The 13,275-nt window shown below is 66.7% G+C and carries 14 protein-coding genes; 8 read left to right on the top strand and 6 right to left on the bottom strand.

Annotation, left to right across the window (positions count from 1 at the left end; genetic code table 11):
* Nucleotides 1-15: 15 nt before the first annotated feature.
* The gene (locus HF886_RS02915) at nucleotides 16-1,017 is read right to left on the bottom strand and encodes a MaoC family dehydratase (RefSeq protein WP_169622104.1); all 1,002 of its coding nucleotides are present in this window, start codon (nucleotides 1,015-1,017) and stop codon (nucleotides 16-18) included.
* Between the two features lie 295 nt (nucleotides 1,018-1,312).
* Here HF886_RS02915 and HF886_RS02910 point away from each other — a divergent pair, with 295 nt between their 5' ends.
* Genes HF886_RS02910 through HF886_RS02900 form a run of 3 tightly spaced genes read left to right on the top strand, consistent with a single transcriptional unit; the run spans nucleotide 1,313 to nucleotide 3,717 of the window.
* Entirely contained in the window at nucleotides 1,313-2,464 is a 1,152-nt protein-coding gene (locus HF886_RS02910; RefSeq protein WP_169651496.1) for an acyl-CoA dehydrogenase family protein, read from the top strand.
* A 24-nt stretch (nucleotides 2,465-2,488) separates the two neighbouring features.
* Nucleotides 2,489-3,235, top strand: coding sequence for a GntR family transcriptional regulator (locus tag HF886_RS02905; RefSeq protein ID WP_169651495.1), 747 nt, complete (start codon nucleotides 2,489-2,491; stop codon nucleotides 3,233-3,235).
* A 29-nt stretch (nucleotides 3,236-3,264) separates the two neighbouring features.
* Nucleotides 3,265-3,717 (top strand): MaoC family dehydratase, encoded by a 453-nt coding sequence (locus tag HF886_RS02900; RefSeq protein ID WP_169651494.1) that lies wholly within the window; start codon nucleotides 3,265-3,267, stop codon nucleotides 3,715-3,717.
* 6 nt (nucleotides 3,718-3,723) lie between these two features.
* Here the strand turns inward: HF886_RS02900 and HF886_RS02895 are convergent, their stop codons facing one another.
* The 4 genes from HF886_RS02895 to HF886_RS02880 are packed head-to-tail and all read right to left on the bottom strand — an operon-like array spanning nucleotide 3,724 to nucleotide 6,863.
* The gene (locus tag HF886_RS02895) at nucleotides 3,724-4,836 is read right to left on the bottom strand and encodes a PQQ-dependent sugar dehydrogenase (RefSeq protein ID WP_346765284.1); all 1,113 of its coding nucleotides are present in this window, start codon (nucleotides 4,834-4,836) and stop codon (nucleotides 3,724-3,726) included.
* Between the two features lie 38 nt (nucleotides 4,837-4,874).
* The gene (locus HF886_RS02890; protein ID WP_169651492.1) at nucleotides 4,875-5,312 is read right to left on the bottom strand and encodes a MaoC/PaaZ C-terminal domain-containing protein; all 438 of its coding nucleotides are present in this window, start codon (nucleotides 5,310-5,312) and stop codon (nucleotides 4,875-4,877) included.
* A complete protein-coding gene (locus HF886_RS02885) occupies nucleotides 5,309-5,758 on the bottom strand; it encodes a MaoC family dehydratase N-terminal domain-containing protein (protein ID WP_169622110.1) in 450 nt (149 codons plus the stop codon). The genes HF886_RS02890 and HF886_RS02885 overlap by 4 nt, the downstream gene beginning before the upstream one ends.
* Nucleotides 5,759-5,789: 31 nt before the next feature.
* Complete coding sequence (locus HF886_RS02880) at nucleotides 5,790-6,863, bottom strand: alanine racemase (protein WP_169651491.1); 1,074 nt, start codon at nucleotides 6,861-6,863, stop codon at nucleotides 5,790-5,792.
* A 92-nt stretch (nucleotides 6,864-6,955) separates the two neighbouring features.
* Here HF886_RS02880 and HF886_RS02875 point away from each other — a divergent pair, with 92 nt between their 5' ends.
* Genes HF886_RS02875 through HF886_RS02860 form a run of 4 tightly spaced genes read left to right on the top strand, consistent with a single transcriptional unit; the run spans nucleotide 6,956 to nucleotide 10,790 of the window.
* The gene (locus tag HF886_RS02875) at nucleotides 6,956-8,779 is read left to right on the top strand and encodes an amidohydrolase family protein (RefSeq protein ID WP_169651490.1); all 1,824 of its coding nucleotides are present in this window, start codon (nucleotides 6,956-6,958) and stop codon (nucleotides 8,777-8,779) included.
* Nucleotides 8,780-8,781: 2 nt separating this feature from the next.
* Entirely contained in the window at nucleotides 8,782-9,450 is a 669-nt protein-coding gene (locus tag HF886_RS02870) for a TetR/AcrR family transcriptional regulator (RefSeq protein ID WP_346765283.1), read from the top strand.
* Entirely contained in the window at nucleotides 9,440-10,312 is an 873-nt protein-coding gene (locus HF886_RS02865; protein ID WP_169651489.1) for an alpha/beta hydrolase, read from the top strand. The genes HF886_RS02870 and HF886_RS02865 overlap by 11 nt, the downstream gene beginning before the upstream one ends.
* 4 nt (nucleotides 10,313-10,316) lie before the next feature.
* Nucleotides 10,317-10,790 carry a nitroreductase family deazaflavin-dependent oxidoreductase gene (locus HF886_RS02860; RefSeq protein ID WP_169651488.1) on the top strand — a complete coding sequence of 158 codons (474 nt, stop codon included), beginning with the start codon at nucleotides 10,317-10,319 and terminating at the stop codon, nucleotides 10,788-10,790.
* A gap of 10 nt (nucleotides 10,791-10,800) precedes the next feature.
* Here the strand turns inward: HF886_RS02860 and HF886_RS21350 are convergent, their stop codons facing one another.
* Nucleotides 10,801-11,817 (bottom strand): energy-coupling factor ABC transporter permease, encoded by a 1,017-nt coding sequence (locus tag HF886_RS21350; RefSeq protein ID WP_169651487.1) that lies wholly within the window; start codon nucleotides 11,815-11,817, stop codon nucleotides 10,801-10,803.
* Nucleotides 11,818-11,970: 153 nt separating this feature from the next.
* Between HF886_RS21350 and HF886_RS02850 the strand changes: the two genes are divergently transcribed.
* Nucleotides 11,971-13,194: an acyl-CoA dehydrogenase family protein gene (locus tag HF886_RS02850; RefSeq protein ID WP_169622116.1), complete on the top strand. Its 1,224-nt coding sequence runs from the start codon at nucleotides 11,971-11,973 to the stop codon at nucleotides 13,192-13,194.
* Nucleotides 13,195-13,275 lie beyond the last annotated feature (81 nt).

The raw sequence follows: 13,275 nt of genomic DNA, 5'->3' as shown, positions 1-13,275 counted from the left end.
CCCCTCCGTGACCGGTCAGGCCATAAGGACGGTGAAACGCCAATCCAGGACGGGCGCCGGCTCGGTGGTCGCACGTTGTGCGTACACGAGAGACCGCAGTGCGAGCACACCTCCGCCCTGTGGGAGCGGTTCGGCGGACTCGACGTGCAGGTCGCTGGTGAGGGTGTCGCCCTCGTGCACGGGACCGGTGTGGTCGCACGACCGCCACCCGAGCACGGTCACCATATTCGGCAGTGCACGCGTCGCCTGGGACAGTGCGATCCCGATCGTGTGCCCGCCGTACACCAGTCGCCCCGCCGACCCGACACGCTCGTCATGGTGTGTCGCAGCGATATTCAGGCTCAGGCGCGCGAGTTCGGGTGCACCGGACACGACGTCTCCACTCGATCGCAGCACGGCGCCGGCGAGCGCGGGATCGAAATGGGTTCCGGGAACTCGACTCCGATACAGATCGAGGTCCCAGTTGCCGGGTGAGGACCAGATCGGCTGGTCCCGAGGTCCGATTACGGACAGGTCTTCCGCGTGGACGATCCGGCCGGGATCTGGAGTCTCGCTCAACGGCAGCATCGCACATCGGTAGAAATCGAGCACTGTCCTGCCGTCCTGGTCCACGGTGTTCACGCGCAGCGCCGCCAGGCCGGTGGGTCGACGACCCGGCTTCGCCGAATTCTCTTTCAGGCCCACTACTTCGGTGGTCGTGTAGAGCGTGTCGCCGATGAAGGGGAATCGGTGGAAACGCAATCCTCGGTAGAACAGGTTGGCCTTGACGTGGTGCGTCACCAGCGTCGACTGGCCGATCGCGATGTCGGTGACGAAACCGGCGTGTGCGAGAGCGCCGCCCGCGACCGCGGTCGAGAGGTGCCGGTCGAGGGGAAGACGGAACCGGTCGCCGAGGATCGCTTGGTGGGTCGCCGCGAGTCCGTCGGTGAGGGTGACTGCGGGTGCGGTGTCGAAGACGCGGCCGACGGTGAGTTCGTCGAAATATGGGCCGCCGACAGAAACGGGATTCGTGGTCATGTCAGGCTCCGGCTTTCGACAGGGTGCGACGGGCGCTGCTCGCCGCCGGAAGAGTGTGGCTCGGACGTCACGGAGAACCTCGTGGATTTCGGGACAGCGGGGAACGCGGTGAATGTACGGCCATTGTGGGGTGCTGCGCCAGAGTTATAGGCAGATGCAGCCACACGTATTGCTGAAAACTCTGGAATTTCGGGCGGATTCGAAGGGGCAGGCATTGACACGGCTACGCGTGGTCAACAAAATGGCCGTACAAAGTTTGGTCGGGTCGCCACCCGGCACCGATCGAAGGATCCGCGTGAGCACTCTGAACGACGAAGAGACTTTTCTGATCGAGACGGTCCGCGACTTCGTCGACCGCGAGGTCAAGCCCACCGTGCAGGAAGTCGAGCACGCCAACGAGTACCCGGAACGCTGGATCGAGCAGATGAAGCAGATCGGCATCTACGGCCTCGCGGTACCCGAGGAGTACGGCGGATCCCCGGTGTCGATGCCCTGCTACGTGCAGGTGACCGAGGAACTCTCGCGCGGCTGGATGAGTCTTGCGGGCGCGATGGGCGGCCACACGGTCGTGGCGAAACTGCTTGCGCTGTACGGCACCGAGGAGCAGAAGCGCAGGTACCTGCCCAAGCTTGCCACCGGAGAGATCCGCGCGACGATGGCGCTCACCGAACCGGGCGGTGGCTCCGACCTCCAGGCGATGACGACCACCGCGAAGCGCGACGGCGACGATCTGGTGATCAACGGCGCGAAGACCTGGATCACCAATGCGCGACGTGCGGGGCTGATCGCGCTGTTGTGCAAGACCGATCCGCAGGCCACCCCGCGGCACAAGGGCATCTCCGTCGTTGTCGTCGAACACGGCCCCGGCCTGACGGTCTCACGGGATCTGCCGAAACTCGGCTACAAGGGCGTCGAGTCGTGCGAACTGAGCTTCGACAACTACCGGATTCCGGCCGAGGCGATCCTCGGAGGCGACCCGGGCAAAGGTTTCGGACACATGATGAAGGGCCTCGAGACCGGCCGTCTGCAGGTCGCCTCCCGCGCGCTCGGTGTTGCGGCCGCGGCACTCGAGGATTCGCTGGCCTATGCGCAACATCGCGAGAGCTTCGGGGTGCCCATCTGGAAACACCAGTCGATCGGCAACTACCTCGCCGACATGGCCACCAAACTGACCGCAGCTCGGCAACTCACCCGCTATGCGGCGGAAAAGTACGACAGCGGCGAACGATGCGACATGGAAGCAGGCATGGCGAAGCTGTACTGCTCGGAGATTGCGATGGAGATCGCCCTGAACGCGGTGCGCATCCACGGGGGTTACGGGTACTCGACCGAGTACGACGTCGAACGCTACTTCCGTGACGCACCCCTGATGATCGTCGGTGAGGGGACCAACGAGATCCAGCGCAACGTGATCGCGAGCCAACTCGTGGCCCGCGGCGGAATCTGACCGGTACCACCGGGATCGGCGGTCATGGACGGCAGAGCACGAGGGACGGAACCGGCCTACGCGCAGCTCGCCCGTCGGCTACGGGACGAGGTGGAAGCCGGCCGGTACAGCAACGGGACGCGCCTGCCTACCGAAGCCGAATTGGCCGAGCAGCACCGGGTGAGCAGGCAGACGGTTCGGCGTGCGTTCCAGGATCTCGTGGCGGACGGCATCGTCTACCGCGTCCCGGGGCGTGGCACGTTCGCGGACGAGTCGGGCAGGCGTTACCGGCGGCAACTCGGGTCGATCGAGGACCTCCTCGCGTTGTCCGCCGACACCGTCATGGAGATCGTCACCCCGCTACACAGGGGAGTCGACATCGATGCGGCGAGCCGGTTGCGGCTCGACACCGATCTGCTCTACTCGGTCGTGCTCCGGCGGGTGCACGGGGCCACCCCTTTCGTGCTCACCACCATTCATCTCCCCGACGAGATCGCGGCGCACGTGCTGGACGCACCGGCGTTGCGGGCGGGCGCGTCGAGCCGTAACACCGTGATCGGCCTGCTCGAGCCTCATCTCGACAGCCCGATCGTCGAAGCCGCACAGTCGATCACCGTGGCATCGGCATCCGAGCAGGTCGCGGCCGAGTTGAACTGTGCGGTAGGGCATCCGCTGCTGAGAGTGGACCGCCTGTACTCGAACGCCGAGGGACTACCGGCGGAGCTGTCGGTGAGTTACTTTCTGCCGGAGCACTACTCGTATCGCGTCACCCTCAGGCGGACCGGGCATTGACCGCCACAACTACCCGAACAGGAGCACAAATGCGAGTTTTCCACGGAATCGACGAGGTCGAGAAGGCGGTCGGGGAGGACCTCGGCCACAGTGAGTGGATGGAGATGACCCAGGAGCGCGTGAACCTGTTCGCCGACGCCACCGGTGATCACCAGTGGATCCACGTCGATCCGGACAAGGCGAAGAACGGCCCGTACGGCACGACGATCGCACACGGGTATCTGACCTTGTCGCTGCTGCCGGTCCTCGGCGCGAAGATCTTCTCACTCGACGGCGTGACGATGAAGATCAATTACGGTGCGAACAAGGTGCGTTTCCCCGCGCCGGTGCCCGTCGGTTCCAGGATTCGTGCCGGCGCCGAGTTCACGTCGCTCGAACGCACCGCGAAAGGCGCGAATCTGGTGGTGAACTACACCGTCGAGGTCGAGGGCGGAACCAAGCCGGCGCTGGTCGCCGAAACGGTCGTCGTACTCGTTCCCTGATCCGTCTCAGGATATTTCGACGCGCAGGATGCGATCGTCGTCGTCGCCGGGCTGCCCGCGACCGTCGCGGTTCGAGGTGGTCAACCACAGCGAACCGTCCGGCGCGGCGGCGACGGTCCTGAGCCGTCCGTACTCGCCGACGAAGAATTCCCGCGCGTCCACCGTGTCGTCCGGCCGGATCGTGATGCTCCACAGTCTTTCTCCGCGGAGGGCTGCCATCCAGAGCCGGTCGTCGGCGAAGGCGAGCCCGGACGGGGAGGCGTCGGATACCGGCCAGGTCGTGACGGGGTCGACGAAGTCCGGAGCGCCGCCGGTCCCTTCCACGTCGGGCCAGCCGTAGTTCGCTCCGGGCGTGACGAGATTCAGCTCGTCGACGTCGTTCTGGCCGAACTCCGACGCCCACAGGCGGCCCTGTCCGTCGAACGCCAGTCCTTGCACGTTGCGGTGGCCGAGCGAATAGACCGGCGATGCGGGATCGGGGTTGCCCGGAGCGGGCGCGCCGTCCGGCGTGATCCTGAGGATCTTGCCGCCGAGCGACGCGGGGTCCTGAGCGAGTTCGGCGTCACCGGCTTCACCCGTCGCGGCGTACAACATGCCGTCCGGACCGAAGACCAGCCGTCCGCCGTCGTGGATCCGGGCCGCGGGTATGCCGTCGACGATCACGGACGGTTCCGACAGGGCCGTGCCGTCGTAGACGGCGCGCAGGATGCGGTTGTCCGCGCCGGTCGTCGCGTACAGGAAGACGAGGCCGTCGGCGTCGAAGGTTGGGGAGACCGCGATGCCGAGCAACCCCGATTCACCCTGCGCGACCACATCGCCGATGCGGCCCACCTCGCGGACGGTGCCGTCGGGGGCGATATCGAGTACCCGCCCCGAGTCCCGTTCGGTCACCAGCGCGGAACCGCCGGGCAGGAACGCGATCCCCCACGGAGTCTCGAGCCCGGATGCGACGGTTCCGGTGACACGCGGGTCGCCCGCGTCGGGTGCCGGCGACTCGGCCGTGGCGGTGCTCGCCCGGGTGGGTTCCTCGTCGATCGCGGGAGTGGACGGCGACGCGCACGCCACGAGGGGCACCGCCACAGCGGTGACGGCGAGCCGAGCCAGGAGAGTTCTGGTCACGTCGTACATCCTCTCGCGGCGCGCGCGATTCTGCCGGGTCAGGACGAGAAACGGATGCGGGCTTGCGTCTTCCCGAGGACCGTCCGGCCCGCTGCCGACACGGTGATGTCGACGCGTGCCACACGCTCCACGTCGTCGAGGCGGGCGACCTTCGCGGAGATCGACAGGTCGGCCCCGTCCAGCGGGTCGACGACGACCGGCCGCGTGAAGCGCGCTTCGTACGAGATCACCGAGGTCGGATCCCCGGCCCAGTCGACGACGGCCTGCAGTCCCAGTGCCGCTGTCAGCATTCCCTGGCACAGCACGCCGGGCAGGCCTTCCCCGGCGGCGACCGCGTCGTCGAAGTGGATCGGGTTGAAGTCGCCCGACGCGCCCGCGTAGCGAACCAGATCCGCCCGAGTCACCTTCAGGTCCGACTTCGCGACGATCGCCCCGAGTTCGAGATCGTCGAAACGTGGTGCCGTGCTCCGCGTCATGCGTCGTCTCCCCGGTGCAGCAGTGTCGATGTGATCGTGGCGACCGGATCCCCGGCGGTATCCCGGATCTCGCACACCGTGGCGAGGATGGAACTGCCGGCGCGTTCGGTGACGTCGGTGATGGTGAGTGTGGTGGCCAGCTCGTCGCCGGCGACGATCGGGCGGTGATACTCGATCTTCTCCGAGCCGTGCACCGTCCGATGTAGCTCGAGGCCGGTGCCCGGAGTTTCCAGAAGTTGCACAACCGCCGGGCTCTGGACGACGGTGGTGAAGGTGGTCGGTGCGACGACGTCCGCGAAACCTGCGGCACGAGCGGCATCGACATCGTGGTGGATCGGGTTCTTCGATCGCACGGCACGAGCGAACTCGCGGGTTTTCTCGCGTCCGACGAGATACGACGTCGCAGGGAAGACCCGTCCGCTCAAGTCGGGATTCAGTGGTGGCATCCACGGAGCGTAACGGTGAACGGCGGACGGGTCAGGTGGTGCATCCCCGCGCTGCGACCGGCCACCTGCCGACCACCGCGTCGCCGGAGACCGCCACCAACTCGTCGACCAGGTTCACGGCGTTGCATGCGTGGTTCGGCACCACTCGCACCCGCTCACCGAGCGCGGGCGGGGAGGTGTGACCCGGCCACTGCACGGTGGCGTGGTGTTCGGACAGCGCGACGATCCGGGCATCGGGCGTCCCCAGAATACGGCCGTATCCGGTTGCCCACGACGCCCGGTCGGCACCGAGAATCTTGCTCCCGGCGTCGAGGACCACGACATCGCCGCGTGCCGAGACCACCGTCGCGAGCGCGGTGAGCGCGAGGTCTTGCTCGGTGATCGCCTCGAGTTCGAGTTGCTGCGCATCGCCGAAGACGTATACGCCCGGCCGCAATTCCGTGGCTTCGGTCGGGGCCTCGATCATCACCGTGGGTGAGGAGCCGCCGCTGATCACCGCCGGTTCGATGCCCACTGCGCGCAGCGAGGCGGCCGCGGCCGCGAGCGCAACCCATTCTTCGGCGGCGGCCACCGGCGGAACGCCCGGACCATACGAGTGACCGGGAAAGGTGAAGACGCCGTGTACCTCGAGGCCTTCGTCGCGGGCGGACGCGGCGACGGCGCCGGCCCGCTCGGGAGGAACTCCGGTGCGGTGATGCCCGCTGTCGATCTCGACGAGCACGCCGACGCCGGTGCCGGCATGCGCCGCGAGTGCCCGGACGCCGGCGGTGGACTCGACCCCGACCGTGAGCCGGACGCGTGCGGCGAGTGCCCGAAGCCGCGCGCCGCGGGCGGCGTCCACCCACAAGGGGTACGCCACGAAGAGGTCGTCGGCACCCGCGTCCGCGAATACCTCGGCCTCGGACACCGTCGCCACCGTCAGCCCACAGGCACCCGCGGCGAGCTGACGCCGAGCGATCTCGACGCACTTGTGTGTCTTGACGTGCGGTCGCAGGTGAAGCCCGCGCGCGTCGGCCGACTGCGCCATCCGCGTGACGTTGCGGTCGAGGACATCGGTATCGACGACGAGAACCGGAGTCGCGTCGAGGTCGGGGAACGAGGTCATTTCCGCAGCCTATCGGGGGTGAGTGGGGTCCCGGGGGAGCACATCGGGATTTGGAGAGTGCGCAACCTCTATTTGGGGTTACACTCGGCCGCATGAGTGGTGTGGATCACAAGAACGAGGATTTCGATGTCGTCGTGCGCGGCGGCCTGTGGTTCGACGGAACGGGTTCGCCCGGAGCCGTCCGCAACCTCGGTATCCGAGATGGTGTCGTCGCTGCGGTGACGTCGGACGACCTGCCCGTCGGGGCCGGCACCGAGGTGGTCGAGGCGGCCGGCCGCTGGGTCATGCCGGGCTTCGTCGACACGCACACGCACTACGACGCCGAGGTGCTCGTCGGCCCGGGTCTGCCCGAGTCGGTGCGACACGGCGTCACCACGGTGCTGATGGGAAACTGCTCGATCTCCACGGTGTACGTTCCGCCCGTCGACGCCGCCGACCTGTTCAGCCGCGTGGAGGCGCTGCCCCGCGAACACGTGCTCGCGGCACTCGAGCGCTCCAAGACGTGGAACTCGCCGCGTGAGTACATCGATACCCTCAACGAACTGCCGCTCGGCCCCAACATCACCGCATTCGTCGGACACTCGGACATCCGTGCCTCGGTGATGGGTCTGGGGCGTTCGACGGACGGTGCCAATCGGCCGACCCGCGACGAACTCGCCGCGATCGACGCGCGGGTATCGGAGGCTCTGGACGCGGGTTTCCTCGGCGTCTCCACGATGACGAATCCGTGGGACAAGATGGACGGCGACCGCTACCGCTCCCGCACATTGCCCTCGACGCATGCCTCGTGGTCGGAATTCCGTCGCCTGCACAGGATCCTGCGCAGGCGTGGACGTGTGCTGCAGGCCGTCCCCAATCTCAACACGAAGTACGACGTGGCGTTCTTCGCGGCGGCGAGCACCGGACTCGGGCGCAAGCCGATGAAGACCTCCGTCCTCGCAGCGGCCGACACCAAGGCGGAGCGGTGGGTCAATCGAATCTTCGGCCCGATCGCGTACGCGGCCAACAAGATCGGTAAGGGCGCGTTCCGCTGGCAGCACCTGCCGACGACCTTCGAGGTCTATTCCGACGGGATCGATCTCGTCGTATTCGAGGAGTTCGGTTCGGGGCGGGCGGCACTGCATCTCCAGGAGGAGATGGGGCGCAACGACCTGCTGCGCGACGAGGCCTATCGCCGCTGGTTCCGTCGTGATTTCGAGAAGAAGTTCTCGCCGAGGGTCTGGCACCGGGACTTCGACGACACCCGCATCGTGGAATGCCCCGACGAGTCGCTCGTCGGCCGGTCCATCGGTGACGTCGCGCGGGAACGGAAGCTCCACCCGGTGGACACGTTCCTCGACCTCGTCGTGGAATACGGCCGGGAATTCCGCTGGCACACCGTGATCGCCAACGATCGACCCGCGGTGGCCGACCGGCTCATCCGGACGGAAGGCATCACCCTCGGTTTCTCCGACGCCGGTGCACACCTGCGCAACATGGCGTTCTACAATTTCGGCATCTGCCTGCTGCGCCGGATCCACGAGGGGGAGCAGCGCGGAAAGCCGGTGTTGCCCTTGCATACCGCTGTCCACAAGCTCACCGGAGAACTCGCGGACTTCTACGGAATCGACGCCGGGCATCTGCGGATCGGTGATCGTGCCGACTTCGTCGTCATCGATCCGGCGGGCCTCGACGAGGACACGGACCGGTATCACGAAGCGCCGCTGGAGCAATTCGGCGGACTGCGGCGGATGGTGAACCGCAACGACCGGGCGGTCACCGCGACCGCTGTGGCGGGCAAGGTCGTCTTCCGCGCCGGTGAGTTCGTGGACGGATACGGGCGCACCGTCGGAACGGGCCGCTTCCTGAAGGCTGGTGTGGAGGAGCGCGGTCCCGCACCGGTACGAACGACGGAGGCGTCGGCGTCGGTGGGGTAGGAGTGCCCGTCCTGCACGGCGAGCGTCTGCCCCGGCGCACCCAGAAGGAACGACGCGAGGAAACGATCGGCCGGATCCTCGACGCGACGATCGCCTCACTCGCCGAACGCGGCTACACCTCCACGACCATCGGGGAGGTGTGCCGTCGTTCGGGAGTGTCCTCGGGCGGGGTTTTCCGGCACTTCCCCACGCGGCTCGACCTGATGGTCGCGGCCGCCGAAGAGGTGAGCGAACGTCAGTTCGTGAACTTCCGGGCGGGGCTCGCGGTGCTCAGACGCCTCGAGGAGCGCAGCGGTGCCGATGCCACCGTCGACGTGGTGCGGACCTGCCTGCTGTTGTTGCGCAGCGCATGTCGGGCGCCGATGAATGCGGCGTGGTACGAACTTCTCGGCGCGGCCCGTACCGATCCGGCACTGCGTGATCACCTGTCGCCGATGGCCGCCCGCTACCACGCGCAGATCGCCGAGTTCGGCAGGTCGCTGCCGGTCGCAGATCGGTTGCCGCCCGCACAGTTCGATCTGGTCCTGTTCTCGCTCGTGCACATGTTCGACGGCGAGGCGGTGTCGTCGATCGTGCATCCCCAGCCCGAACTGGAGGATCCGCGAATCGAAATGCTGGCCCGAATGCTCACCGGTGTCACATCTCGCATAGGTTCGGACGATGATCGATAACGAAGCTGCTCCCGGTTGGTTTGTCGACGCTCTCGCGACACCCGTCGACAAGGGCACCGTCGATGTCGACGGTGCGACCATCGCCTATCGCGCGTGGGGTGAAGCGGGGAGCCGCGGTGTGGTGCTCGTGCACGGCGGCATGGCGCATTCCGGCTGGTGGGACCACATCGGACCGCAACTGGCCCGGGGCCGCCGAGTGGTCGCGCTCGATCTGAGCGGACACGGGGACAGCATGCACCGTGAGCACTACTCTCTGGAGGCGTGGTCCGCAGAGGTGCTTGCCGCAGCGGCAGCAGGGGGGATAACCGGGCGTCCGGTGTTGCTCGGGCACAGCATGGGCGGGATCGTGTCCTTCGCGACCGCACATTTCCACGGCGACCGGCTCGACGGTGTGATCATCCTCGATTCCCCGATCCGCGATATGACTCCCGAAGAACTCGAGATGCGAGCCAAGATCGCCGCGAATGCCGGTCCGCCGAAGGTGTATCCGTCGGTGGAGGCGGCGGTGGCGCGGTTCCGCCTCGTCCCACCGCAGGACACGGCCGAGCCGTACGTCCTGGCGCACATCGCGCGCGAATCCTTGAAGCAGGTCGAAGGCGGGTGGTCGTGGAAGTTCGACAATCTCCGGATGGGTCGCGAGGGACGCGGCAGCCTCGAGAACATGGCGCCCCGATCCCGGCTGGCCTATTTCCGGAGCGAGCGGGGCATCGTCGACGACGCGCTCGCCGCGAAGATCCACCGGCACCTCGGCCCGGACACTCTCATGGTGGAACTTCCTGCGGCGGGCCACCATCCCATGATCGATCAGCCACTGGCCGTCGTCACCGCCGCACGCACCGTGCTGGCCGCCTGGGAAAGGTAGCGCCGTGAACCCCCTCCGTCCGGTCGCCATCCGGATCGGGGCGCTGCCGTGGCTTCCCCGCTACTCGCGCCCGATCATTGCCGTGGACAAGACGATTCAGCGCGTCACTCGCGGAAAGCTCACGCTCCTGAAGATCGCGGACTTGCCGTCGCTGGCGCTGACGGTGCGTGGACGGAAAACCGGTGAGCCACACACCACTCCGCTGCTGTGTGTGCCGCACGACGGCGGCTGGCTCGTCGTCGGATCGAACTGGGGCCATCCCAAACCTCCGGTCTGGGCACTGAATCTGAGCGAGGCAGACGAGGCGGTCGTGCTGTTCGAGGGTCACCGGACTCCGGTGTCGGTGCGGGTCGCCGAAGGTGAAGAGCGCGAACGGTTGTGGGCGGTGTTGCTGGAGACGTGGCCGAATTACGACCTGTACGCGCGCCGGACCGACCGAACGCTGCCTGTGTTCGTGTTGACCCCGGAACCCGGGTAGAGGCAGTCGCTCACGTAGCACTTGCCATGGTGCGCTTTTCCTCCCGCGGTGCGAGGACCCGGAAACAGACACCCGCGACGACGAAGGTGCCCAGAGTCCCGATCGCTGCCGCGACGCCGGCGGATCCGGGCCGATCGCCCACCGTGTACCCGGCGAGCGCACTCCCGGCGAAGCGGTGTTCTTCGACGCGGCGTGCCATGCATTCGCCGGTATCGGTGTCCGGACCCCGCGTGCACCCCCGCAGAGTCGCCGCTTCCAGGGCATCGGGTCCGGACGAACCGAGCGGGGAGACGAGGCCCGCGATCACCAGTGCCGCGAACGCCAGCCCGGCGAGCAATACCCCGCGCGGATGTGCGACGGGGCGGGCCGCCAGGGACTGCTCTCGCAACAGGAAGACGGAAGCCGGGTGGACCAGGGCCACGGCGACGACCACGAGGGCAGTCACCAGTCCGTCGACGAGCGCGACCGGGATGTGCACCGCAAACAGATACGCCATGTTCTCCACGGGCGTGGCGGTGGCTCCTCCGAGTGCGTATTCGACGACGAAACTTGCGGTCGCGGCGAACACGGAGACGAATCCTGCGGCGAGCGAGACGAGCGCCGGCGTCAGGAGCGGCGACCGGACCTCGCGACGCACAAGAAGTGCCCGCGCGGCCACCGCGACCACGAATCCGGCGGCGACCGCGGCGAGCGCCATGTTGGTGACGTTCGCACCGAGTGCGGAAAGCCCACCGTCCGCGAAGACGAACGCCTGCACGGTGAGCACGATGGCCATACTCAGGGCGCCGACGAAGGGGCCGAGCAGGATGGCGGCGATCGCCGCCCCGACGACGTACCCGCTCACGCCGGGCAGGATCGGGACGGCAACCGTGTGCAGACCGAAGATCAGCGCCGTGACCAGCGCGGCGAAGGGCACTGTCCGCACGTGGAGATCGCTGCGCGCGCACCAGGCGGCAAGGCACACACCGATCGCTGCCACGACATAGAACAAGACGGAGGCGCGCGGATCGATCAATCCGTCGCTCATGTGAAGTGCCACGACATCCACTTCGAGACCTCCCCGGCAGCGTGTTCGGGACGAAACAGTAACCCCGGCTACCCGCCGTCCGGGTGGGTTTCGGAGAGGCTGCCGACGATGCGGAGCATATACAGAAACCGGAACGTGTTCTATATTTCGGAGATGTACGAGTGGTCAGATACAGACCTCATGTTCCGCGATGCACTGCGCGGATTCATCGAGAAGGAACTCCGTCCGCATGTCGACAGGCTCGAGTCGGGTGAGTTGCCGCCCTACGACATCATTCGCAAGTTGTACTCGACGTTCGGCATCGACGAGATGGCTCGGGAATCGCTCGAACGGGCACTCGCGAAGGAAGAATCGGGTGAGAAGTCATCCGGTTCGGGCGGCATGGGCGGTTCTCCCGGAATGGCGGCATTGCTCAACATCGAGATCGCGGGGGTCAGCCTGGGGCTCGTGGCGTCCCTCGGCGTCAGCCTGGGGCTCACGGCCGGCACGATCCGCAGCCGCGGAACACTCGCACAGAAGAAGCGGTGGCTGCCCGAACTCGTGACCTTCGAGAAGGTCGGCGCGTGGGCGATCACCGAACCCGATTCCGGGTCGGACGCCTTCGGCGGAATGAAGACCACGGTCCGCCGGGACGGTGACGACTACATCCTCAACGGGCAGAAGACGTTCATCACCAACGGGCCGTACGCCGACGTCATCATCGTCTACGCGAAGCTCGACGAAGGGAACGCCTCCGTCGACCGGCGCGATCGCAAAGTACTGGCGTTCGTGCTCGACAAGGGAATGGAGGGGCTCACCCAGAGTCCGCCGTTCAAGAAGATGGGCATGAACTCCTCGCCCACCGGCGAATTGTTCTTCGACAATGTGCGCATCACCCGGGATCGACTCCTCGGGGAGACCGAGGACAGCGGCAAGAGCGACGGCAAGGATAGCGCGAAGGAATCGTTCGCGGCAGAACGCATCGGGATCGCGTACCTGTCGCTGGGCATCATCGAGCAGTGCCTGAAGCTGTGTGTCGAGTACTCCAAGTCCCGCAAGCTCTGGGGCAGCGAAATCGGCCGGTTCCAGCTGATCCAGCTCAAGCTCGCGGAGATGGAGATCGCGCGGGTGAACGTGCAGAACATGGTGTTCAGTGCCATCGAACGCGCAGAGGCCGGGAAACCTGTGAGCCTGTCCGAGGCATCGGCGATGAAGCTGTACTCGTCGCGTGCCGCGACCGATGTCGCGATGGAGGCGGTGCAGTTGTTCGGCGGAAACGGCTATATGGCCGAGTACCGCGTGGAGCAGCTCGCTCGCGATGCGAAATCACTGATGATCTACGCGGGGAGCAACGAGATTCAGGTGACGCACATCGCGAAGGGATTGCTTTCCAGGTAATTCGCTGGTTTTCGACTACGGCACGTCGGGCATTCTCAAATTCGCCCGGCGTGTCGTCTATTCTCGGCACGACAACAATCC

This window comes from Rhodococcus sp. 105337, assembly GCF_012844225.1.
Taxonomy (GTDB): Bacteria; Actinomycetota; Actinomycetes; order Mycobacteriales; family Mycobacteriaceae; genus Rhodococcus.
Note: the sequence above shows the minus strand (reverse complement) of the source record. Positions and strands in the feature narration are given on the sequence as shown.